The organism is Citrobacter arsenatis (assembly GCF_004353845.1).
Taxonomy (GTDB): Bacteria; Pseudomonadota; Gammaproteobacteria; order Enterobacterales; family Enterobacteriaceae; genus Citrobacter; species Citrobacter arsenatis.
In genome coordinates, this window is record NZ_CP037864.1 from 2,544,813 (window position 1) to 2,565,911 (window position 21,099).

At 53.8% G+C, this 21,099-nt stretch carries 22 protein-coding genes; 18 read left to right on the forward strand and 4 right to left on the reverse strand.

All coding sequences use genetic code 11. The features are described 5' to 3' along the window. Nucleotides 1-38: 38 nt before the first annotated feature. Genes E1B03_RS13290 through E1B03_RS13320 form a run of 7 tightly spaced genes read left to right on the forward strand, consistent with a single transcriptional unit; the run spans nucleotide 39 to nucleotide 6,956 of the window. Nucleotides 39-905: a MurR/RpiR family transcriptional regulator gene (locus E1B03_RS13290; protein ID WP_133086368.1), complete on the forward strand. Its 867-nt coding sequence runs from the start codon at nucleotides 39-41 to the stop codon at nucleotides 903-905. Nucleotides 906-919: 14 nt separating this feature from the next. After that, nucleotides 920-1,507: a D-alanyl-D-alanine dipeptidase gene (gene ddpX, locus E1B03_RS13295; RefSeq protein WP_133086369.1), complete on the forward strand. Its 588-nt coding sequence runs from the start codon at nucleotides 920-922 to the stop codon at nucleotides 1,505-1,507. Nucleotides 1,508-1,522: 15 nt separating this feature from the next. Further along, nucleotides 1,523-3,085, forward strand: a complete 1,563-nt coding sequence (locus tag E1B03_RS13300) for an ABC transporter substrate-binding protein (RefSeq protein ID WP_133086370.1) — start codon at nucleotides 1,523-1,525, stop codon at nucleotides 3,083-3,085. Nucleotides 3,086-3,129: 44 nt separating this feature from the next. After that, nucleotides 3,130-4,152, forward strand: coding sequence for an ABC transporter permease (locus E1B03_RS13305; protein ID WP_103770594.1), 1,023 nt, complete (start codon nucleotides 3,130-3,132; stop codon nucleotides 4,150-4,152). Further along, nucleotides 4,149-5,045 (forward strand): D,D-dipeptide ABC transporter permease, encoded by an 897-nt coding sequence (gene ddpC / locus E1B03_RS13310; RefSeq protein ID WP_103770595.1) that lies wholly within the window; start codon nucleotides 4,149-4,151, stop codon nucleotides 5,043-5,045. Before E1B03_RS13305 ends, ddpC begins: the two co-directional genes overlap by 4 nt. Beyond that, nucleotides 5,042-6,028, forward strand: coding sequence for an ABC transporter ATP-binding protein (locus E1B03_RS13315; RefSeq protein ID WP_133086371.1), 987 nt, complete (start codon nucleotides 5,042-5,044; stop codon nucleotides 6,026-6,028). The genes ddpC and E1B03_RS13315 overlap by 4 nt, the downstream gene beginning before the upstream one ends. After that, entirely contained in the window at nucleotides 6,021-6,956 is a 936-nt protein-coding gene (locus E1B03_RS13320) for an ABC transporter ATP-binding protein (protein ID WP_103770597.1), read from the forward strand. Before E1B03_RS13315 ends, E1B03_RS13320 begins: the two co-directional genes overlap by 8 nt. 30 nt (nucleotides 6,957-6,986) lie before the next feature. On the opposite strand, the gene E1B03_RS13325 is transcribed toward E1B03_RS13320, so the two are convergent. Continuing rightward, nucleotides 6,987-7,877, reverse strand: a complete 891-nt coding sequence (locus E1B03_RS13325) for a LysR family transcriptional regulator (RefSeq protein WP_103770598.1) — start codon at nucleotides 7,875-7,877, stop codon at nucleotides 6,987-6,989. 142 nt (nucleotides 7,878-8,019) lie between these two features. Here E1B03_RS13325 and E1B03_RS13330 point away from each other — a divergent pair, with 142 nt between their 5' ends. From E1B03_RS13330 to E1B03_RS13355, 6 genes are read left to right on the forward strand one after another with little or no spacing between them, the layout of a single operon-like run. Further along, nucleotides 8,020-8,727, forward strand: a complete 708-nt coding sequence (locus tag E1B03_RS13330; RefSeq protein WP_103770599.1) for a CoA transferase subunit A — start codon at nucleotides 8,020-8,022, stop codon at nucleotides 8,725-8,727. A 2-nt stretch (nucleotides 8,728-8,729) separates the two neighbouring features. Continuing rightward, the gene (locus E1B03_RS13335) at nucleotides 8,730-9,386 is read left to right on the forward strand and encodes a CoA transferase subunit B (RefSeq protein WP_103770600.1); all 657 of its coding nucleotides are present in this window, start codon (nucleotides 8,730-8,732) and stop codon (nucleotides 9,384-9,386) included. 10 nt (nucleotides 9,387-9,396) lie between these two features. Further along, nucleotides 9,397-10,602 carry an acetyl-CoA C-acetyltransferase gene (locus tag E1B03_RS13340; RefSeq protein ID WP_103770601.1) on the forward strand — a complete coding sequence of 402 codons (1,206 nt, stop codon included), beginning with the start codon at nucleotides 9,397-9,399 and terminating at the stop codon, nucleotides 10,600-10,602. Beyond that, nucleotides 10,592-11,515 (forward strand): 3-hydroxyacyl-CoA dehydrogenase family protein, encoded by a 924-nt coding sequence (locus E1B03_RS13345; protein WP_133086372.1) that lies wholly within the window; start codon nucleotides 10,592-10,594, stop codon nucleotides 11,513-11,515. The genes E1B03_RS13340 and E1B03_RS13345 overlap by 11 nt, the downstream gene beginning before the upstream one ends. 44 nt (nucleotides 11,516-11,559) lie before the next feature. Continuing rightward, nucleotides 11,560-12,954, forward strand: coding sequence for a GntP family permease (locus E1B03_RS13350; protein WP_200079951.1), 1,395 nt, complete (start codon nucleotides 11,560-11,562; stop codon nucleotides 12,952-12,954). 11 nt (nucleotides 12,955-12,965) lie between these two features. Continuing rightward, nucleotides 12,966-13,736, forward strand: coding sequence for a 3-hydroxybutyrate dehydrogenase (locus E1B03_RS13355; RefSeq protein WP_103770604.1), 771 nt, complete (start codon nucleotides 12,966-12,968; stop codon nucleotides 13,734-13,736). A gap of 84 nt (nucleotides 13,737-13,820) precedes the next feature. Here E1B03_RS13355 and E1B03_RS13360 read toward each other — a convergent pair whose 3' ends face one another. Next, a complete protein-coding gene (locus E1B03_RS13360; RefSeq protein WP_133086373.1) occupies nucleotides 13,821-14,252 on the reverse strand; it encodes an OsmC family protein in 432 nt (143 codons plus the stop codon). A gap of 227 nt (nucleotides 14,253-14,479) precedes the next feature. Between E1B03_RS13360 and sra the strand changes: the two genes are divergently transcribed. Next, nucleotides 14,480-14,620 (forward strand): stationary-phase-induced ribosome-associated protein, encoded by a 141-nt coding sequence (gene sra / locus E1B03_RS13365; RefSeq protein WP_043016306.1) that lies wholly within the window; start codon nucleotides 14,480-14,482, stop codon nucleotides 14,618-14,620. A gap of 179 nt (nucleotides 14,621-14,799) precedes the next feature. Next, nucleotides 14,800-16,497, forward strand: coding sequence for a malate dehydrogenase (maeA, locus tag E1B03_RS13370; protein ID WP_133086374.1), 1,698 nt, complete (start codon nucleotides 14,800-14,802; stop codon nucleotides 16,495-16,497). Nucleotides 16,498-16,566: 69 nt separating this feature from the next. Here the strand turns inward: maeA and E1B03_RS13375 are convergent, their stop codons facing one another. Further along, a complete protein-coding gene (locus E1B03_RS13375; RefSeq protein WP_103770606.1) occupies nucleotides 16,567-17,469 on the reverse strand; it encodes an endonuclease/exonuclease/phosphatase family protein in 903 nt (300 codons plus the stop codon). 466 nt (nucleotides 17,470-17,935) lie between these two features. Here E1B03_RS13375 and E1B03_RS13380 point away from each other — a divergent pair, with 466 nt between their 5' ends. From E1B03_RS13380 to E1B03_RS13390, 3 genes are all read left to right on the forward strand, one after another. After that, nucleotides 17,936-19,651: an ABC-F family ATP-binding cassette domain-containing protein gene (locus tag E1B03_RS13380; RefSeq protein ID WP_133086375.1), complete on the forward strand. Its 1,716-nt coding sequence runs from the start codon at nucleotides 17,936-17,938 to the stop codon at nucleotides 19,649-19,651. A 219-nt stretch (nucleotides 19,652-19,870) separates the two neighbouring features. After that, complete coding sequence (locus E1B03_RS13385; protein ID WP_133087223.1) at nucleotides 19,871-20,149, forward strand: type II toxin-antitoxin system RelE/ParE family toxin; 279 nt, start codon at nucleotides 19,871-19,873, stop codon at nucleotides 20,147-20,149. Further along, nucleotides 20,149-20,433 carry a HigA family addiction module antitoxin gene (locus E1B03_RS13390; protein WP_103770609.1) on the forward strand — a complete coding sequence of 95 codons (285 nt, stop codon included), beginning with the start codon at nucleotides 20,149-20,151 and terminating at the stop codon, nucleotides 20,431-20,433. The genes E1B03_RS13385 and E1B03_RS13390 overlap by 1 nt, the downstream gene beginning before the upstream one ends. A 43-nt stretch (nucleotides 20,434-20,476) precedes the next feature. Here the strand turns inward: E1B03_RS13390 and E1B03_RS13395 are convergent, their stop codons facing one another. Next, nucleotides 20,477-21,079 (reverse strand): inorganic diphosphatase, encoded by a 603-nt coding sequence (locus E1B03_RS13395; RefSeq protein WP_103770610.1) that lies wholly within the window; start codon nucleotides 21,077-21,079, stop codon nucleotides 20,477-20,479. Between the last annotated feature and the right edge of the window lie 20 nt (nucleotides 21,080-21,099).

The window sequence follows — 21,099 nt, forward strand, 5'->3', positions numbered from 1 at the left end:
GAGCCGTAATCTGACAGACAACTAACAGCGAGAAGGTAATGACCGCAAAACCTGAGTTATTTACCCGCATAGAGCAGACCTTCAGCCAGTTGACGCCCAGCGAAAAGCGCGTGGCTGGGTGGCTGTTAGCCCATGCTGTACAGATCCCTTTTGAAACCGCGGATGGTATCGCCAAAGCGACCGGAACCAGCGGTATTACCGTTGGACGCTATCTGCGTAAACTGGGTTTTCGTAATCTGGAAGATGCAAAGGCCAGCCTGCGGGAACTACCCGTCGTCCCCTATCAGCCCTGGGGAATGAACGAGCGGCTGGACTCCTGGCACCAGCAACAAAGCCTGCCGGATCGCGTGCAGCAGTCGCTGTTACTGGAAATCGACGCCATTACCCATGTTTATCAACTCGCACAAGGCGAAACGTTTTTACGCATTGCGCAGCAGCTGGCGCATGCGGAAGCCGTGTATGTTCTCGGGATCCAGTCCACCCGCGGGATCGCCAACGCTTTTTTCAGCCACCTGGAATATCTGCGGCCTAAAGTGAGCTACTCTGAAGGGCTTTCCGGCAGTTGGGTGGAGTCGCTGAATTCAGGATTCAGCCAGCCTTACGTGGTGATCACCGATATGCGCGCCTATTCCGCTATCTCGCGACAATATTGCCGCGTTGCTACAGAACGCTGTATTCCGCTGGCGCTAATCACCGATGTGTGGTGCCCGTGGGCCAGAGACTATTCTATTGATTTACTTCAGGTAAAAACCGACACCGGACATTTCTGGGATTCACTGGCTCCGGTGAGCTGTTTGTTCAACTTATTACTCTCTGCGGTGGTGGCCCAACTGGGTGACTCCCTCGCAGGACGCCTGCAAACCAATCGCCAGTTACAACAACAATTTGGTCAATTCGAACAATAAACAGGAAACGTGCTATGTCAGAAACCCCAGAACTGGTCGATCTGTCGGTGATATTTCCGTCGCTGCATATTGATCTTAAATACGCTACTGCCGACAACATTACCGGCGCGCCGATCTATCAGGAAGCGCGTTGCCTGTTGCACACCGAGGCGGTAACCGCGCTGGCGAAAAGCATCAGTATTGCGCAACTGGCGGGTCTGAAGCTTGTGGTGTACGACGCGTATCGCCCCCAGCAGGCGCAGGCGGTGTTGTGGAATGCGTGTCCGGATCCCCAGTACGTTGTCGATGTGGCGATAGGGTCCAATCACAGTCGCGGAACGGCCATTGACGTTACGTTAATGGACGAACGTGGCGTTCTCCTCGATATGGGGGCCGGTTTTGATGAGATGCACGACCGTTCCCATGCCTGGCACCCTTCTGTTCCTCCGGCTGCGCAGCGCAATCGGCTGCTGCTCAATGCCATTATGTTCGGGGGTGGTTTTATCGGTATTAACAGCGAGTGGTGGCATTTTGAATTACCTGATGCCGCCCGCTACCCGCTGCTTGACGACCAGATTGCCTGTTTCCCTGCTTCACCCATAACAACACAACATTTACTTTAATTCTGGAGCCTGGTTATGAAGACTACACCTGCGTTAAACGCGTTTTTTCGCCCCGCTCTGATAGCCGTTGCGCTGGCGTTTGCCCTGCCTGCCGCGCAGGCCGCCGTACCAAAAGATATGCTGGTGATTGGTAAAGCCGCCGATCCGCAGACGCTTGACCCCGCCGTGACCATTGATAACAACGACTGGACGGTCACCTATCCCTCATACCAGCGGCTGGTGCAGTACAAAACCGATGGCGGTAAAGGATCCACGGAAGTTGAAGGTGACTTAGCCAGCGGCTGGAAAGCCTCGGACGATCAGAAAGAGTGGACGTTTACCCTGAAAAACGGTGCCAAATTCGCCGACGGAACGCCGGTGACGGCAGATGCGGTAAAGCAATCTTTCGAACGTTTGCTCAAAATCGGCCAGGGTCCCGCAGAAGCGTTCCCGAAAGATCTGAAGGTTGAGGCCATCGATAATACCACGGTGAAGTTTACCCTCAGCCAGCCGTTTGCTCCGTTTTTGTATACGCTGGCAAATGACGGAGCTTCAATCATAAATCCGGCGATCTTAAAAGAGCATGCCGCAGACGATGCCCGCGGATTCCTGGCGCAGAACACGGCGGGTTCCGGGCCATTCATGCTCAAAAGCTGGCAAAAGGGACAACAGCTGGTGCTGGTGCCTAACCCGCATTATGCCGGTACTAAACCGACCTTTAAGCGTGTTTCGGTAAAAATCATCGGTGAAAGCGCCTCCCGCCGCCTGCAATTGTCGCGTGGCGATATCGACATTGCCGATGCGCTTCCTGTTGACCAGCTAGCCGCCTTAAAACAGGAAGGCAAAGTGAACGTAGCGGATTATCCCTCGTTGCGCGTGACCTATCTGTATCTCAACAACAGTAAGGCCCCGCTCAATCAGGTGGATTTACGCCGCGCCATCTCGTGGGCCACCGATTATAAAGGCATGGTAAACGGGATCCTCAGCGGCAACGGGAAGCAAATGCGTGGACCGATCCCCGAAGGCATGTGGGGTTTTGACGACAAGGCCATGCAGTACAGCTTTGATGAAGCCAAAGCGAAAGCAGCATGGGACAAAGTTGCCAGCAAACCTGAAAGCCTGAGCTTCCTGTACTCCGATAATGATCCTAACTGGGAGCCTATCGCGCTCGCGACTCAGGCAAGCCTTGGCAAACTGGGTATTAAGGTGAAGCTGGAAAAACTGGCTAACGCCACCATGCGTGACCGCGTGGGCAAAGGCGATTACGACATTGCTATTGGCAACTGGAGCCCGGACTTCGCTGACCCGTACATGTTCATGAACTACTGGTTTGAGTCAGATAAGAAAGGCTTGCCGGGTAACCGTTCGTTCTATGAAAACGGTGAGGTCGATAAGCTGCTGCGTAGCGCGCTGGCCACGACCGATCAGGTTGCCAGAACCAATGACTACCAACAGGCGCAAACCATCGTGATTGATGAAGCAGCCTACATCTATTTATTCCAGAAAAACTATCAGTTGGCGATGAACAAAGACGTCAAAGGATTTGTATTCAACCCCATGCTGGAACAGGTCTTCAATATCTCCACCATGAGTAAATAAGCCACGTTGATGCGGAGCCGCGCTGGCTCCGCAAGGGGAAGCTAATGACGTTCTGGAGCATTTTACGCCAGCGATGCTGGGGACTTATTTTGGTGGTTATCGGTGTTTGCGTAATCACATTTATTATTTCGCACCTGATACCTGGCGACCCCGCGCGGCTGCTGGCGGGCGATCGCGCCAGCGATGAAATTGTTGAAAACATTCGCCAACAGCTGGGGCTGAACCAGCCGCTGTATGTGCAGTTTTTTCGCTATGTCAGCGACATTTTTCACGGCGATTTAGGCACCTCTATTCGCACCGGACGTCCGGTGCTGGATGAGCTGCGCATCTTCTTCCCCGCCACCCTTGAGCTGGCTTTCTGTTCCTTGCTGCTGGCGCTGGTTATTGGGATCCCGTTAGGCATTTTATCTGCGGTGTGGCGCAACCGTTGGCTTGATCACCTTGTTCGCCTGATGGCGATCACCGGTATCTCCACGCCTGCATTCTGGCTGGGGCTGGGGGTTATCGTGCTGTTTTACGGTCATTTGCAAATTTTGCCCGGCGGTGGGCGGTTAGACGACTGGCTGGATCCGCCGACGCACGTCACCGGGTTCTATTTGATAGATGCCCTGCTGGAAGGCAACGGTGAAGTCTTTTTCAATGCGCTTCAGCATCTGATCCTGCCATCGCTGACGCTGGCTTTTGTGCACTTAGGGATCGTTGCCCGTCAGATTCGCTCCGCCATGCTGGAACAATTGAGTGAAGATTACATTCGTACCGCTCGCGCCAGCGGGTTGCCGGGCTGGTACATCGTATTGTGTTACGCGTTGCCTAATGCGCTCATCCCCTCGATAACCGTTCTCGGCCTGGCATTGGGCGATCTGCTCTACGGTGCCGTACTGACCGAAACGGTCTTCGCCTGGCCAGGCATGGGCGCCTGGGTGGTAACGTCGATTCAGGCGCTCGACTTCCCGGCGGTAATGGGATTTGCCGTGGTGGTCTCTTTCGCCTATGTGCTGGTTAACCTGGTGGTCGATTTACTCTATTTATGGGTAGATCCACGAATTGGACGTGGAGGCGCGCAATGATGCTCACACAAGAAACGCCGACCGCGCCTCAGACAGCACGTCGCCGCACGGACTGGGCTAAACTTTTCTGGATGATGAAAAGCAGCCCACTGACGCTGGTTGGCGGGGTCATCATTGTACTGATACTGCTGCTGATGGTGCTGTCGCCGTGGATAACCCCGCACGATCCTAACGCCATCAATTTGAGCGCTCGCCTGCTGCCCCCGTCAGCCGCTCACTGGTTTGGTACCGATGAAGTGGGTCGCGATCTGTTCAGCCGGGTTCTGGTAGGAAGCCAGCAGTCGGTCGTCGCAGGTCTGGTGGTGGTCGGCATTGCCGGAGGATTAGGTTCGCTGCTGGGGTGTCTGTCAGGTGTTATGGGCGGACGCGCCGATGCAATTATTATGCGGATAATGGACATCATGCTGTCTATTCCCTCTCTGGTGCTGACGATGGCGCTGGCCGCCGCGCTGGGTCCAAGCCTGTTCAACGCCATGCTGGCGATTGCCATCGTACGTATTCCGTTTTATGTGCGCCTCGCCCGTGGTCAGACGTTAGTGGTGCGTCAGTTTACCTATGTGCAGGCAGCGCGAACCTACGGGGCTTCTCGCTGGCATCTGATTAGCTGGCACATTTTGCGGAACTCCCTACCACCACTCATTGTACAGGCGTCGCTGGATATCGGCAGTGCGATCCTGATGGCCGCCACGCTTGGGTTTATTGGTCTGGGCGCACAGCAGCCCAGCGCTGAATGGGGTGCGATGGTCGCAATTGGCCGCAATTACGTGCTTGATCAGTGGTGGTATTGCGCATTTCCTGGCGCTGCCATTCTGATTACCGCCGTGGGCTTTAATCTCTTTGGCGATGGTATTCGCGATCTGCTGGATCCGAAAGCCGGAGGAAAACAGTCATGACACAACCCGTGCTGGAAATTGAAGATTTACATCTGAGTTTCCCCGGCTATAAGGCTGACGTGCATGCGCTAAACCATGTATCGCTGCATATCAACCGCGGAGAAATCGTTGGCGTGGTGGGTGAGTCAGGTTCCGGCAAATCCGTAACAGCCATGCTCACCATGCGTCTGCTGCCGGAGGGAAGCTATCATGTTCACCAGGGGCGCGTTTCGCTGCTGGGGGAAGATGTGCTCAACGCCAGCGAGAAGCAAATGCGCCAATGGCGCGGCGCATGCGTCGCGATGATCTTTCAGGAACCCATGACGGCGCTGAATCCGACCCGGCGAATCGGTCAGCAAATGGTGGAGGTTATCCGCCATCACCAGACGTTAAGCCGTACGGATGCCCGTCAGAAAGCCATCGCTTTACTCGACGAGATGCAAATCCCGGACGCGCCGGAGGTGATGAAACGTTTCCCGTTTGAGCTTTCCGGCGGGATGCGCCAGCGGGTAATGATTGCGCTGGCCTTTTCCTGCGAACCGCAGCTCATTATTGCCGATGAACCGACCACCGCACTCGACGTCACGGTACAACTGCAGGTGCTACGTTTGCTGAAGTTAAAAGCGCGCGCCAGCGGTACAGCCGTGTTATTTATCAGCCATGATATGGCGGTGGTTTCACAGTTATGCGATCGGTTATACGTCATGTATGCCGGGAGCGTGATTGAGAGTGGCCCGACGCAAACCGTTATTCAACACCCGACGCATCCCTATTCCATTGGTTTGCTGAAATGCGCGCCGGAACACGGCGAGCCACGCGGATTGCTGCCCGCCATTCCCGGTACCGTACCGAACTTAACCTGCTTACCGGCGGGATGTGCGTTTCGTGAGCGCTGCTTTGCCGCCGGCCCTCGTTGTGAAGAAACGCCTGCGTTAAGCAGTCAGGGAGGCGCGGATCAACAATCTGCCTGCTGGTATCCGCAACTGGAGACAACCCATGTCTGATTTTTTACTGGATTTGCAGGATGTTCATGTCAACTTCCCTGCGCGTAAAAACTGGCTCGGTAAGGTAACTGAACGGGTACATGCGCTCAATGGTCTGGATTTACAGATCCGTCAGGGAGAAACGCTGGGGATTGTTGGCGAGTCCGGCTGCGGCAAAAGTACACTGGCGCAACTGCTGATGGGGATGCTGAAACCCAGTCAGGGAAACTATGCTCGCCGTGGTGACAAACAGCACGACGGTATGCAGATGGTCTTTCAGGATCCCCTTTCATCGTTGGATCCGCGCTTACCGGTATGGCGGATAATGACCGAACCGGTGTGGATCCAAAAGCAAAGCCCGGAGCGTGAACGACGCATACTTGCCGAGGATTTGGCGCAACAGGTTGGGATTCGTCCTGAATATCTCGATCGCCTGCCGCATGCGTTTTCCGGTGGGCAGCGCCAGCGTATTGCCATCGCCCGGGCGTTGTCATCAGAGCCAGACGTGATTGTTCTGGATGAACCTACCTCGGCGCTGGATATCTCCGTACAGGCGCAAATTCTCAACCTGCTGGTGTCATTGCAGGCGCGCAGAAACCTGACCTACGTGCTGATATCGCATAATGTGTCGGTGGTCCGCCATATGAGCGACCGCGTGGCGGTGATGTACCTTGGGCAAATTGTCGAGCTGGGCGATGCGCAGCAGGTTCTTACTCAACCCGCCCATCCCTACACGCGATTATTGCTGGACTCGATCCCTAAAACGGGCGCACCGCTGGCGGAAGATTTGGTGTTACGGAAAACTGAACTCCCGGGGAACAGAACGCTGCCTCAGGGCTGTTTTTTCCGTGACAGATGCCCATTGGCAACCCACGGTTGTGAGCAGAAACAGCCATTGCTGAAAAGTGATTCCGGATGTGAAGTTCGCTGCTGGCGGGCGGTTACATGATCTGAAAGGTTGGCGTATTGTGTGAGGGCATCAGGCGCAATACGCCTTTTTCAGTGAGTCCACCAGCACCTCTGAGGCTGTAGATAATTTATGATGTGCCGAACGCAAAACGCCGATCCGTCGCTGGATCACCGGTGTATCCAGATCGATACAGGTTGCGCCCAGCTCGGTCATTTGCGTGCGGCACAGCGCAGGCACGGCGCTGCCGCCGAGGCCGTTGGCCACCAGACGACCAACGGTCACCAGTTGATGACTCTCCAGCGCCACCTCCAGCGTATGTCCGCTTTGCACCAGTTGTTCTTCCAGCATCAGGCGCACGGCGGAAGGACGTTGCAGGGTGATGAAATCCAGCGTTAACAATTCGCGCCACGCAATACGATCCCGGCCCGCCAGTCGGCACGTTGGCGGCACAATGGCGATAAAACGATCCACGCCAAGCGGCGTGAAATGCAGATGCCCTGAATAATCTGGCTCAAAGGCAATGCCCATCTCCACCCGCCCTTCACTGACCATCTCAATCACGTGTTCGTTGATCACATCGTGAACCGTTACGTTGATACCGGAGTAAGAGTCACGAAACGTTTTTAGTACCGATGGCAGGACGTTAGCAGCAAATGAGGGCATGGCGGCAATAGAGATTTTACCGCGCTGCAGCGTAAAACGCTGATGCATTGCCTCTTCCGTATTCTCCCAGTCCGCCAGCAGCTGTCGCCCCATGTTCAGCAACGTTTCGCCCTCCTGCGTCAGGGTCACTTTGCGGGTGGTTCTCAACAGTAGCGCCCCGCCCAGCGAATCCTCCAGCCCTTTAATCGCCAGACTTAATGCGGGTTGCGACATATTCAGTCTTTCACTGGCATGAGCAAAATTCAGAGTGTGAGCTACCGCTAAAAACGCGCGTAACTGTTTGATGCTCATTCCCATTTCGCATTCCTTTAACTTGTTGAATACCTTTAATTAACATTAAATTGATAAAAAAACCCAATAAGTGAGTCACAAATTTAAAATTAACAAATCATTTTTCACCCCCAATGATGTCGGCAAGGACAACTGGAGGGGCAAGTATATGGCTGGACTGGATAAACGGGTCGCCACGTATCAAGAGGCGCTGGAAGGACTGACCGATAACATGACGCTGCTGGCGGGCGGTTTTGGCTTATGTGGAATCCCGGAGAACCTGATTGCCGAAGTACGTCGTCGGGAGGTTCAGGGGCTTACGGTTGTGTCAAACAACTGTGGCGTGGATGGTTTTGGCCTTGGCGTGCTGCTGGAAACGCGCCAGGTACGCAAGGTCGTCGCATCTTATGTGGGTGAAAACGCGCTGTTTGAGCAGCAGGTTCTTAACGGTGAGCTGGAAGCTATCCTGACACCGCAAGGCACGCTGGCAGAGCAACTGCGTGCGGGCGGCGCGGGGATCCCGGCATTCTATACCGCTACCGGATACGGCACCCCCGTGGCCGAAGGAAAAGAAGTTCGCGAGTTTGCCGGACGCCCTTACATCTTAGAACAGGCGATAACCGGTGATTTTGCGCTGGTTAAAGGCTGGAAAGCCGACTGGTACGGCAACGTTATTTATCGCCACACCGCACAGAATTTTAATCCACTGATGGCCGCCGCAGGGCGTATTACCGTCGTGGAAGTTGAAGAAATTGTCCCTCCCGGAGAGCTGGATCCCGCCGCAATTCACACCCCAGGAATTTTCGTTAACCGACTGATTCTGGGGCAGTTTGAAAAACGTATTGAACAACGCACCCTGCGACAGAAAGGAGCCTGACCATGTTAACGCGTGAACAAATGGCGATGCGTGTCGCCCGCGAACTGCGCGACGGTTATTACGTCAACCTTGGGATCGGTATCCCCACTCTGGTGGCGAACTACATTCCTGATGGCATGGACGTAATGCTGCAATCGGAAAACGGTTTGCTGGGTATGGGCCCGTTTCCCACAGAAGACGAAATTGATGCTGACATGATCAACGCCGGGAAACAGACCGTGACGGCGCGTAAAGGTGCAGCGATCTTCGACTCGGCGCAATCCTTCGCCATGATCCGCGGCGGCCACGTTGACCTGACGGTGCTTGGCGCATTTGAAGTGGATGTAAACGGCAATATCGCCTCATGGATGATCCCTGGAAAAATGGTGAAAGGCATGGGCGGCGCGATGGACCTGGTTGCCGGTGCCGACAACATCATCGTGGTGATGACCCATGCCTCCAAAAGCGGTGAGTCGAAACTGCTTCCCGCCTGCACCCTGCCGCTGACCGGCGTGGCCTGCATTAAACGCGTGCTTACCGATCTGGCGCTCCTGGAAATTGCCGACGGCGCGTTCATTCTGCGTGAGCGTGCGCCGGGCATCAGCGTGGATGCAATTGTCGCCAGAACCGCCGGCAAGCTGATCGTTCCCGAAAATGTTCCCGAAATGCACTTTAGCTGAGGAGCCGACCATGCAGGATGTTGTGATTGTCGCGGCAACGCGCACCCCGATTGGCAGTTTTCATGGCGCGCTGGCAGCGCTTTCCGCGGTTGAGCTAGGTTCGATAGTGATCCGTTCACTGCTGGAAAAAACCAACCTGGCGCCTGATCAAATTGATGAAGTGATCTTCGGCCAGGTCCTGACGGCAGGCAGTGGCCAGAATCCGGCCAGACAAACGGCATTACGCGCAGGTCTGCCGGTAACCACGCCAGCGTTAACCATTAATTTGGTGTGCGGCTCGGGCCTGAAGGCGGTGCATCAGGCGGTTCAGGCAATTCGCTGCGGTGATGCGCAAATTGTGATTGCTGGTGGGCAGGAGAGCATGAGCAATGCGCCCTATTTTCTCGATGGAGCCCGGACGGGCCTGCGGTTAGGTCATGCCAGCATGAAAGACAGCGTGGTGCATGACGGTTTGTGGGATGCATTTAACGACTATCACATGGGCATAACCGCAGAAAATCTGGCGGACAAATTCGTTATCAGTCGTGAGCAACAGGACGCCTTTGCCCTGCACTCCCAGCAAAAAGCGGCCGCTGCCATTGAAGCCGGTCGTTTTAGCGCGGAAATCACGCCGGTCAGCGTCCCTCAGGGCAAAAAGCCCCCGCGTGTGGTTGACCGCGACGAGCAGCCTCGCCCGGATACTCAAGCCGATAAGCTGGCGCAGCTCAAGCCAGCGTTTCGCCCAGGTAACGGCACGGTGACCGCCGGGAATGCGTCGTCAATCAACGATGGCGCCGCCGCGGTAATGCTAATGAGCGCCGCTAAAGCCGCACAACTCAACCTCCCCGTACTTGCCCGGGTTGCAGGTTACGCCGTTTCCGGCGTCGACCCTGCCATTATGGGTATTGGGCCAGTAGAAGCATCACTTCAGTGCCTGAAGCGAGCGGGATGGACGTTAAATGATGTCGATCTCATTGAAGCCAACGAAGCTTTTGCCGCGCAAGCGCTGGCGGTTGGCGAATCCCTGAACTGGGACAGTAATCGGGTAAACGTTAACGGCGGCGCGATTGCGCTGGGCCATCCCATTGGCGCCTCGGGTTGTCGAATTCTGGTGACGTTACTGCATGAAATGGCCCGCAGTAATGCCGCAAAAGGGCTGGCTACGCTGTGCGTAGGCGGCGGTCAGGGGATTGCGCTGGCGGTAGAACGTTCGCAGGAGGTCCCTCATGCAAAGTAAACATATTTGCGTACTGGGCGCGGGGTTAATGGGCGTCGGTATTGCCACCCACTTCGCCCGGTATGGTCATGATGTCTGGCTGTATGACACTGACAGCAACCGCATTGCAGAAATGGGTGCCGTTGCCAGCGGTATTTTAGATGAGTTGATTGTCACCGAGCAGTTTGCAGCCGACAAAAAAGAACAGGTTGTGAGCCGTCTCTATGGCACGACCTCGTTATCGGAGGTTGCCGCGTGCGGGTTACTGATTGAAGCCATCCCGGAGCGACTCGAACTCAAGCACGCGCTGTATGCGCAACTGGAAGAACTGATCGCGCCACAGGCCGTTATTGCCAGTAACACCAGCGGCCTGCCGCCGGATGCGCTGGCAGAAAAGCTCGCCCATCCAGAGCGCCTGCTGATCGCCCATTTCTGGCACCCGCCACATTTCATTCCGCTGGTCGAAATTGTTCCTGGCACCGCCACGAAGCCGGAATATCTGCATGAGCTGCAACAGCTATTGCTTTCGATGCAACTGGAAGCCGTGGTGCTCGACCGCGCCGCGCCGGGATTTGTTGGTAATCGCCTGCAGTTTGCCCTGCTGCGTGAAGCATTGCATATCGTTAAAAGCGGTATTGCCAGCGCAGAGGTGGTGGACCAGGTCATGCGCGCCTCGCTTGGCCGTCGCTATGCGATGGTCGGTCCGCTGGAGGCGGCAGATATGACCGGACTTTCTACGGTACAGGATATTTGTCGGCATCTGCTACCTACGCTCGCCACCGGTAGCGACATGATGTCGCTGGTCGCTGACAAGGTTGCCAACGGTGATACCGGTTTACGCAGCGGTCAGGGATTTTATCGCTGGGATGATTCGCGCAAGGAATACATCCAGCAACGCAGAGAGCATCAGCTGCGCTTTGCCCTGAAACCGTAACTTCTCTTTCTGTACCCCCACTATAACAATGATATTGAGGAGTCATGATGAGTGTATTAATCGCCCTGGCAGCGTTGGGCCTGCTGATGCTGGCAGCCTATCGCGGATATAGCGTCATCTTGTTTGCCCCCATCGCGGCTTTAGGTGCTGTATTGCTTACCGAACCCAGCGCCGTCGGGCCTGCTTTCACCGGCCTGTTCATGGAAAAAATGGTCGGTTTTGTGAAGCTTTACTTCCCGGTGTTCTTGCTGGGCGCCGTGTTTGGCAAGTTAATCGAGTTATCCGGTTTTTCACGCTCCATCGTTGCTGCCGCCATCAACATTCTCGGGCGTCGTCACGCCATCCCGGTAATTGTGTTGGTCTGTGCGCTGTTGACCTATGGCGGCGTGTCGCTGTTCGTGGTGGCGTTTGCTGTGTATCCATTTGCGGCAGAGCTGTTTCGTCAAAGTAATATCCCGAAGCGCCTGATTCCGGCAACCGTTGCGCTGGGAGCCTTCTCCTTCACCATGGATGCTCTGCCAGGCACGCCGCAGATCCAGAACATTATTCCGACCAGCTTTTTCGGGACTAACGCCTGGGCCGCGCCGTGGCTGGGTTTGATAGGTTCACTGTTTATCATCGTTGTCGGTCTGGTGTATCTCGAGCGCCAACGTCGTAAAGCGCAGGCGAAGAATGAAGGTTATGGCACTGAACTGTTAAACGAACCGGAAACACCGGATAACATTAACCTGCCGAACCCGATAATTGCTATCTCTCCACTGATCCTGGTTGGCGTGTTTAACCTGCTGTTTACTCGTTGGATCCCACAATGGTATGGCGCTACGCATCAACTGGAACTTCCGGGGCTTGCCAAACCGATTACCACCGAAGTCGGTAAAATCACCGCTATCTGGGCAGTAGAAGCGGCGCTGATTTCTGGGATTTTACTGGTGGTGCTGTTCGGCTATCGCAACATTAAAGGTCGCCTGGCGGAAGGCAGCAGAACGGCGGTTGGCGGCGCGATCCTCGCGGCGATGAACACCGCATCGGAGTATGGTTTTGGTGCGGTGATCGCTGCCCTGCCGGGTTTCCTCGTGCTGTCAAAAGCGCTGGCGGCCATTCCCGATCCGCTGCTCAATGAAGCTATCAGCATCACCACGCTTGCCGGGATCACCGGCTCGGCGTCCGGTGGGATGAGTATCGCCCTTGCCGCCATGTCCGACACGTTTATTGCCGCTGCCCATGCTGCCAATATCCCTCTTGAAGTCTTCCACCGCGTGGCGTCAATGGCCAGCGGCGGCATGGATACCCTGCCGCACAATGGCGCGGTCATTACCCTGCTGGCCATTACCGGTCTAAGTCATCGTCAGGCGTACGGTGGGATATTCGCCATTACCGTCATTAAAAGCCTGGCCGTGCTGTTTGTTATCGGCGTCTTCTACACCACCGGAATTGTTTAAGGAGAATCATCATGAACTTAACGGGAAAAACTGCCCTGGTTACTGGCTCTACCAGCGGTATTGGATTAGGCATCGCACAAGTGCTGGCACAAGCGGGTGCTACGTTGATCCTCAACGGGTTTGGTGATGTTGAAGCCGCCAAAGACGCCGTGGCGCAGTATGGCAACACGCCAGGCTATCATGGCGCGGATCTGAGCGATGAAGCGCAAATCGCCGACATGATGCGCTATGCAGAAAGCGAATTCGGCGGTGTGGATATCCTGGTCAACAACGCCGGGATCCAGCACGTTTCACCGGTGGAAACCTTCCCGGTTGATAAATGGAACGCGATTATCGCCATTAACCTCTCTTCTGTCTTTCACACCACGCGGCTGGCGCTTCCAGGCATGCGTACACGGAACTGGGGGCGCATTATAAATATCGCCTCTGTTCACGGTCTGGTGGCCTCAAAAGAGAAATCCGCTTATGTGGCGGCGAAGCATGGCGTGGTGGGATTCACCAAGACCATCGCGCTGGAAACCGCGCAGACGGGCATCACCTGCAATGCGCTGTGCCCCGGCTGGGTGCTCACGCCGCTGGTTCAGCAGCAGATTGATAAACGTATTGCCGAAGGCGCAGAGCCTGACGCCGCACGTGACGCCCTGCTGGCGGAAAAACAGCCATCGCGGGAATTCGTCACGCCGGAACAGCTAGGTGAGCTGGCACTATTTTTGTGCTCAGACGGCGCGGCGCAGGTGCGAGGTGTTGCGTGGAATATGGATGGTGGCTGGGTGGCGCAATAACATCATCTGGTGCCGGATAAGACCGACTCACATCCGGCACGGTCGTAGGCCGGACAAGACGCAGTCGCATCCGGCATGCCATTGTTATGACTTCAGTTTGTAGTCCAGCGTAATTTCCGCATTCAGTACCTGCGATACCGGGCAGCCGGCTTTCGCTCTCTGGATGATGCCATCAAACGTGGCGGCATCGATCCCCGGGACGCTCACCTCGCTGTGCAGCGCGACTTTGGTGATAGCAAAACCGGCATCCACTTTATCCAGAGAAACATCGGCAGTGGTATCAATGGCATCCGGGGTAAAACCCGCTTCGCCCAACATCAGTGAAAGCGCCATCGAGAAGCAGGCTGCATGGGCCGCGCCAATCAACTCCTCAGGATTGGTACCTTTCACACCTTCGAATCGGGTATTAAACCCATACGGCTGCTGATTCAACACGCCGCTTTCGGTCGACACGGTCCCTTTACCGCGCTTAATGTCGCCTTCCCAATGTGCCTGACCTTTCTTATGGATAGTCATTACCGTTCTCCTGTGTTGTCGTTGGAGTTACAAGTATAGGACGGCAGGAAAAAAGCATGGCACATACTGGATAGTTCTCATTTGCCGCTTAAGCATTGACCTTTCATATAAAATGACCGACCATCCAGAAAGCCGTTATTTTGAACATCGGCTTTCTATCAGGTTGTATTTCGTCCGTTCTCATACGGGCTCGCCCTTGAAACCAGTAACAGGATTAAGGAGTTAGAATGAAATCGAACCGTCAGGCCCGTCATATTCTCGGACTGGACCACAAAATCTCAAATCAACGCAAATCCGTGACCGAAGGTGACAAAACCAGCGTGGTCAATAATCCTACCGGAAGAAAGCGCCGCGCTGACGGCAAATAGCCTTTCGCACGTCTGACTGAATAACGAGATAAACACCATTGCAACCGCAGTGGTGTTTTTGCTTATAAAACCCCTTAACCCATTCACAATGCTTTATACTTCGCCCGTTTCCCTGGCATACAGGCCACATACGATCATAAAGAGTGCCAGGGACGGTTATTCAAAAAAGAGTGAGTGACATGGAAAACGAAACTAAAAAACTGCGTTCCCTTTACATCCCTTACGCTGGCCCGGTACTGCTGGAGTTCCCTTTACTGAACAAAGGGAGCGCTTTCAGTGTGGAAGAACGCCGTAACTTCAACCTGCTGGGGTTACTGCCGGAAGTAGTCGAGACGATAGAAGAACAGGCTGAACGCGCCTGGATCCAATATCAGGGCTTCAAAACCGAAATCGACAAACATATTTACCTGCGCAACATCCAGGACACCAACGAAACCCTGTTTTACCGACTGGTGCATAATCATCTTGATGAGATGATGCCGGTTATCTATACCCCAACGGTCGGCGCAGCCTGTGAGCGTTTCTCTGAGATCTATCGTCGCGCGCGCGGCGTGTTTATCTCTTATCAGAACCGCCACAATATGGACGATATCCTGCAAAACGTTCCTAACCATAATATTAAGGTCATCGTCGTCACCGATGGCGAACGTATTTTGGGTCTTGGCGATCAGGGCATCGGCGGAATGGGTATTCCAATCGGTAAACTGTCGCTGTATACCGCGTGTGGAGGGATTAGCCCGGCCTACACTTTGCCGGTGGTCCTGGACGTGGGGACTAACAACCAGCAACTGCTCAACGATCCGCTGTATATGGGCTGGCGCAATCCGCGTATCACTGATGATGAATACTACGAATTTGTCGATGAATTCATCCAGGCCGTGAAGCATCGCTGGCCGGACGTACTGTTGCAGTTCGAAGACTTCGCACAGAAAAACGCTATGCCGCTCCTGACCCGCTATCGCGATGAAATCTGCTCGTTTAACGATGACATTCAGGGAACCGCGGCAGTGACCGTTGGCACGCTTATTGCCGCCAGCCGCGCGGCCGGTAGCCAGTTGAGCGAACAAAATATCGTCTTCCTCGGGGCGGGTTCCGCCGGTTGCGGAATCGCCGAGCAGATCATCGCGCAAATCCAGCGTGAAGGTTTAAGTGAGGAAGCGGCGCGTCAACGCGTGTTTATGGTCGATCGCTTCGGCCTGTTAACCGACAAAATGCCGAACCTGCTCTCTTTCCAGACCAAACTGGTGCAAAAACGCGAAAACCTGCAGCACTGGGATACGCAAGAAGATGTGCTGTCGTTGCTCGATGTGGTCCGCAACGTTAAGCCGGATATCCTGATTGGTGTTTCCGGACAGACCGGCCTGTTTACCGAAGAGATCATCCGCGAAATGCACAAGCATTGTCCGCGTCCGATCGTCATGCCGCTGTCTAACCCGACTTCCCGCGTAGAAGCCACGCCGCAGGATATTATCGCCTGGACCGAAGGTAATGCGTTGGTTGCGACCGGCAGTCCGTTCGCTCCGGTGCTGTGGAAAGAGAAACTTTACCCGATCGCCCAGTGTAACAACGCCTATATCTTCCCGGGTATTGGTCTGGGGGTTATTGCTTCCGGTGCGTCGCGCATCACCGATGAAATGCTGATGTCTGCCAGTGAAACGCTGGCGCAGTATTCACCGCTGGTGCTCAACGGTGAAGGACTGGTGTTACCGGAGCTGAAAGACATTCAGACAGTTTCGCGTGCCATCGCTTTTGCCGTGGGCAAAATGGCTCAGCAGCAAGGCGTAGCGGTGAAAACGTCTGCCGAAGCGCTACAACAGGCGATTGACGATAATTTCTGGCAGGCGGAATATCGCGACTACCGTCGTACTTCTATCTGACGCTTTGCCCGGCGGCAAACTGCTGCTGGGCAATTTTAAGCGTTCGATGAACAAAATGCTGTAGGTGGATTACTGCTCTGAAAGTTCAAGTTCTGCAATTACCGGCAGGTGATCGCTCGCCGTAGACCACGTAAATTCGGGTGAATTATGTGGGATCTGCAGATTTTTGACGTTCCACTTTTGACCTTTAAATGTGAAAATATGGTCAATATCAATCGCAGGGTTTACGGCTGGCCAACTGCGCGTATCGATGCCTTCTTTCGTCACTTCATTGAAAAAGTAACGTATTTCTTTAAGGGGTTGTTCATCTCGGGTTGAATTGAAATCTCCCGCAAGAATTTTAATTGAAGATGCGATATCCGGGAAATCAGTTGTTGCGTCACCAATGCTGATATCTAACAGGTAGCGCGCCTGCTCAGTCCGCATGGCGGGATCTTTTTGCCAGTCGAGATGAGTGACCATAATGATCGGTGCGGAATCAAAGCCAGGAACATCAATCTGCGCCAGTAACGCCACACGTTGTTCAGCGTCACCCGACGGTAATTTCACTACCTGCGAATGCAGTATTTTATATTTGGAAAGAAGACCTAAGCCGTACTCACCGCCGTCAAAATCGATAGCTTTTCCAAAGACATAATGCAGTTTATTGGCATCGGCGATTTTTTTGAGTTGATCAATCTTTTGGCTACGTCCTGTTTTATTATCAACCTCCGGAACCGCAATAATATCGGCATCTATTCTTTTAATAGCCGAATTAAGTGCAGTAAAATCCGCTACATCTGCAGAGGCTTCATTTTTACCAATGTTATAGGTAGCAATCTTTAAATGAGGCTTTTGTTGTGCATAAGTTTTGTCAGGAACCCCACCTTTTTGCACTTTAAGTATTTCATTACCAGCAAGTTTCTCACTCGCTTGTGCATTTGCAAATAAACATCCCAGCGCAACCAACGTTAATGTAATTGTTTTTTTCATGTTATCTATTCTCCAAATAATAAAATAGTGTGCAGAGGATACTGGAGAATTTAGATCGTTGTTGTGATCCTTAACCCATGCTTTTGACGCGAAGAAAATTAACTTTCACATGAATAATCTGCGTGCAAATCTCCTGAATCAAGTTAACCGCTTCGGTCTCAATTCTCACAATACTAATGCTGCCGGGCGTGCAAAACTTGCGCGACAGCGTAACTTGCGATTACACTTTCGCTACCGATTAACATTCTGAAAAACAAAAGGAGGATACTTATGCTGTACTGTGAACGTTTTATCGTTTCACATGCTTTTGGCGATCGCCAGTGCTCAAGCGTTATCGGTATCGTGCTGCGATAACTTCTGCTTGAGCGAAGCTAACTTCTAAATCCCCTTCTCTCGGGCTTACCGGGTTATCGTCAGCGATGTTTGACGAGGCGTTTTCACGCCTGTAACTCTTGAGTAAGCAACAATGAGCACATTACTAACCGCACAATCCTTACACGTTGATACGGCATTCGGCACGCTATTCGACGATCTTTCCTTTACCCTGAAAAAAGGCGACCGCATCGGGCTTATCGGTTACAACGGCTGCGGCAAAAGCACCCTGTTAAAACTGCTCGACGGCACGATCTCGCCCACCAGCGGGACTATCGCTCAGGCTAACCACTGCCATCTCGCCCGTGTCGAGCAACATCTACCTGACGATATACTGCCGCTTACGCTGCAGGAAGCCGTTCTCGCGCAACTTCCCGAGCATGAACGCGCAGCTCAGCAGTGGCGGGTTGAAGCGCTGCTCGCCGAAATGGGTTTTACGCCGGAGAATTTATCTCTGACTGCACAAACGCTGAGCGGTGGCCAACACACGCGTCTGTTATTAGCACGGGCGTTGATGCGAAATCCTGACCTGCTGCTGCTGGATGAGCCGGGTAACCACCTGGACTTGCCAACATTACTGTGGCTGGAACAGTTTTTGCAGAACTGGTCAGGCAGTTTTGTGGTGGTCTCCCACGACCCGCAGTTGCTGGACGCGGTCACTCACGGAACCTGGATCCTGCGCGATCGAACGCTCCATGCCTTTGATCTGCCCTGTAGCGCAGCGCGCCAGGCACTGGCAGAAAGAGACGTCAGCGATGCTCTGCGCCATAAGGCTGAGCAAAAGGAGATAGACCGGGTTACCGCCAGCGCAAAACGGTTGGCAACCTGGGGACGGGTTTACGACAACGAAGATCTCTCCCGCAAGGCCAAGCAGATGGAAAAACAGGTGCAGCGCCTGAAAGAGGTACAGACCGAAGTGACGTCAGGAAGTCAGTGGACGCTAACATTGCAGGGTGATGCCCTGCGTGCGGATCGTTTGCTGGAGATTACTCATCTGTCCGTAACCCCTGCTCCCGGCGCTGATATGTTGTTTTCCATTGCCGGTATCCGGTTGAAAAGTGGCGATCGCGTGGCGATTGTCGGGCGCAACGGTTGCGGGAAATCCTCGCTGTTAAGGCTTATCTGGCAACAGTTTCAGTCACAACTGGCATCACCTTCGCTGGTGTTACACCCGCGCGTTACGCTGGGGTATTACGACCAAACGCTGCATCAGCTCGCAGACAACGATTCGTTATTTGACGCGCTGGAAGCATTTGCCCCTCAGCCAGAGACTCGCAAGATGGCGCTGATTAGCGCGGGTTTTCCGTGGGTCAGGCATGCGCAGCGCGTCAGTACATTAAGCGGCGGTGAACGATCCCGGCTGCTGTTTGTTGGGCTGACGCTTGCGCGTTACAGCCTACTGATGCTCGATGAACCGACCAACCATCTGGATATGGAAGGTAAAGAGGCGCTGGCAGAAACGCTGCAAAGCTATAACGGCGGCGTGTTGCTGGTCAGTCACGACCGTCAGCTTATCAGCCAAAGCTGTAACCGGTTTTGGTTAATCGACAATGGCGAACTCAGCGAATGGCACGATCTGGAGGCGGTAAACGATCGTATTCGGGAAACATCCTCGGAGATAACCGTTCCCAAAACGGTGGTCAAAGCGGAGCATGAAGTCAGCGGAGACAGCGATGGTTTGCTGGAACAACTCCTCGAGCTGGAGCAACGTCTGGCCGACGATCTCGCCCGCAAGCCGAAACATCAAAAGCCGCTGTTACAGGCACAATGGCGTAAAGAGATTGAACGTCTGAACTCACAACTGGAGTAACCTCTGGTGCCGGATGGCGCAGGCTTATCCGGCCTACATCAGCGAATGTGCGTGTAGGCCAGCCATCCGGCAATTCTTGCGTGACGCTTTCCAGATTTTCCCCGACTCCCTTTCTCTTTTTGCGCATTCGCCGCACAATTTTAAAAATCACAAACGTACTGTTGCGTTTGACGGAACATTAATGGTAGTGTTCCTCTGGAAGGAACAGGGATGATACGGATGATCATGAACTTCAGACACAAGGGATTGCGCGATTTGTTTCTTCATGGACGAACATCAGGCGTTATGGCGAAACATGTCCGACGATTACGACACAGGCTTGCAGTTATTGATGCTGCAAGCAAGGTTACAGATATCAATATGCCCGGCTATAAGTTACATCCTCTGATGGGTGATCGTGACGGAATATGGGCAATTGCCGTTTCAGGTAACTGGCGTATTACGTTTGAATTCGTCAATGGCGACGCGTATATACGGGACTACGAGGACTATCATTAATGAAGATGGCAAATCATCCCCGTCCTGGGGATATCATTCAGGAAGCGCTGGACGAACTCAATGTCAGCCTGCGCGAGTTTGCCAGAGCTATGGAGATTGCCCCTTCAACGGCAAGCCGACTATTAACCGGGAAAGCGGCCCTTACGCCAGAGATGGCGATTAAACTCTCCGTGGTGATTGGCAGTTCACCTGAAATGTGGTTAAACCTGCAAAATACCTGGAGCCTGGCAGAAGCCCAAAAAAGCGTGGATATTTCACGCCTGCGTAGGCTGGCAGCGCAGTGATAAAAGTGAATGCCGGATAAACTTTTGCCATCCGGCATACCATTTATTGCTGCGGTTTTTTCTCTTTCCAGGCCTCCCAGGCCTGCTTGATCTCTTGCTTCGCCGTAGCAGCGTCGTTGAAACCGTTTAATTCTACCTTCTTGCGCCCTTCCGGCAGATCTTTGTACACGCGGAAGAAAGATTCCAGACGTTCAACTTCAATCTTTGGCAGGTCGCTCAACTCGTTGATGTTGTCATAAGTGGGATCAATTTTACTGGCCGGAACAGCAACAATCTTGTCGTCCTTTTCACCGCCGTCGATCATCTTCAGGACGCCTATAGCACGCAGCTTAATCAACGTTCCCGGGGCCAGCGGTGCACGGGTATAGAAGATAACATCCAGCGGATCGCCGTCACCGGCTAATGACTGAGTCAATGAACCGTAGTTGGCGGGATAGGCAACCGGCATTGACTGGAAGCGATCGGCAACGATAAAACCGGTTTTGGCGTCGGTCTCATATTTAATCATGCCACCGGCCGGGATTTCGGTTACGGCATAAAACTCTTCCGGGTTATTCTCCGGCTGAGGAAACTCAAGGATATTTTGTGCCTGCGCAGACGCACAAAGAAATACGCTGACTGCGAGTAATTTTTTCACCAGATGCATTGTCTTTTAACTCTTCTATT